Here is a 2,220-nt window from a genome sequence, read left to right as displayed (position 1 = left end):
AAATGCAGAGCAGGCCATTCATAGTGCTAATTCAGAACTTGAGTCTGCACGTTATGACATCTACAACAGTATTGTTCAGTACATTTCGGCAACAGGACGTTCCCGCCAAGCCTATGGCTTAAATAATATTTCAATTCAGGGGTTCGAAGTACAACCATGATGACAAAAATAAACTACCAGCCCTGGTTACAGTCGGTCTTAACGATTGCTAAACATTATCGAATTGAGCCTTCAGAAGAAAGAATCCGTTTGCAACTTGACTGGAACCAGAATCAAAATCTTGATGATGTTTTACAGCTCATTACACGTCAGGTTGGTCTCAATTTACGTAAAGTACCTTTTTCTTTAGACGTACTGAATCCGTGGCGCCTGCCTGTCATGGTCGAGTTTAACGACGGACAGGTCGGTGTTGTTGATAAAGCTGATACTCAAGGAAATGTCAGTATCCAGTTGAGTGGAGATCACGGCCTTTCCCAAAATTTAAGCTTAGATGTCTTAAAAAAGACAATTAAGAATGTCTATATTCTGCGTCCTGAAACTTCTATTCCCGATGCGCGTATTGATGAATATATCAAACCGTATGAAGCAAGCTGGTTCTGGTCAATTGTACTCAGAGACTGGAAGCGCTACGTTGATATTATGTTTGCCTCACTCATTGCCAATGTACTGGCACTGGCAACCATTATTTTCTCAATGCAAGTCTATGACCGTGTCGTACCTTCACAGTCTATCCCGACTTTATGGGTTCTGGCAGGTGGTGTACTCATTGCTGCTCTTTTTGAGTTTACCCTACGTATATCGCGGGTATATTTATCCGACATTATTGGTAAACGTGCGGACTTACGTGTTTCTGACCGTGTATTTGGTCATGCCCTAAGAATCAAGAATAAAGACCGTTCAAAGTCTACAGGTAGTTTTATTTCCCAGATTCGTGAGCTCGAAGGTGTTCGTGAACTGGTGACTTCTACTACCATTAGTGCAATTGCCGATTTCCCATTCTTTTTCTTGTTCCTGACCATCTTTGCGATTATTGGCGGGAAATTGTTCTGGGTAATGTTGCTGGTTGTGCCACTTATGCTTTTGCCGGGTATTCTGGCACAGAAGAAGCTAGCGCAGCTCGCACAAGAGGGTATGAGAGAATCTTCAATTCGTAATGCTATTCTAGTAGAAGCAGTGCAGGGTATTGAAGACATCAAGCTTTTACGTGCTGAATCACGTTTCCAAAACCAGTGGAACCACATGAACGAAGTTTCAGCCGACATTGGTATGAGACAACGTAAAATCGTTGGTACCTTAATGGCATGGACTCAAATGCTTCAAGGTCTGACCTATGCGATTGTGGTTTTAGTGGGATGTTTTGCCGTAATGGATGGTGAAATGACCACAGGTGCATTAGTAGCCTGTTCAATTTTATCTTCACGCATGTTAGGTCCAATTGCACAGATTACAGGCGTTCTAGGACGTTTACAGCAGGCGAAAGTTGCAAAACAAAGTCTGGATGAACTTATGCAACGTCCGATTGATCAGGCTGACCGTTCACATCTGGTACATAAGGCTGCTTTAAATGGTGATTACGAATTAAAAAATGCCTTGTTCCAATATGGAGAAGATGACCCGAGACCAAGTTTAGCAATCCGTCATTTAAAAATTCGCGCGGGTGAAAAAATTGCAATTCTGGGGCGCAATGGGGCGGGTAAATCAACATTGCTTCAGCTTCTATCTGGCATGCAAGTCCCAACTCAAGGTTCGGTGTATTTAGATGGTCTGGATCTGTCTTTAATTGACCCATCTGATGTACGTCGTGATATGGGGTTACTTAACCAGAATGCGTATCTTTTCTACGGTACGATTCGTGAAAACCTTACTTTAGGTGCTCCGCTTGCAACCGATGAAGAGATTCTTCGGGCTTTAGTGGTGACGGGTGCATTGCCTTTTGTTCAAGAGAAAAAAGAAGGATTAGATCACCTGATTTTAGAGGGTGGCGTTGGTTTCTCGGGTGGTCAGAAACAAGCATTATTATTGGCTCGTTTATTGATTCGTCAACCTAACATTTTATTGTTAGACGAACCAACAGCAGCCATTGATGATGTGGCCGAGAAACAATTGATTGATCATTTAAAAGGATGGCTGGCACATCGGACTTTGGTGGTTGCGACTCACCGCCGAGCTGTTTTAGAACTGGTGGACCGTATTATTGTGGTTAACGATGGCAAAATCGTA

General features: G+C 42.8%; 1 protein-coding gene and 1 pseudogene. Both read left to right on the top strand.

Annotated elements, in window-relative coordinates; all coding sequences use genetic code 11:
* A pseudogene (locus ACS604_RS18905) lies at positions 1-160 on the top strand (RND transporter); the annotation flags it as partial.
* Positions 157-2,220: type I secretion system permease/ATPase (locus tag ACS604_RS18900; protein WP_474772641.1), on the top strand; the 2,064-nt coding region annotated here is incomplete at its 3' end. The pseudogene ACS604_RS18905 and the gene ACS604_RS18900, both read left to right, overlap by 4 nt.

The organism is Acinetobacter sp. Li1LvA2 (assembly GCF_056156705.1).
This window is presented reverse-complemented; position numbering and strand designations above follow the sequence as displayed.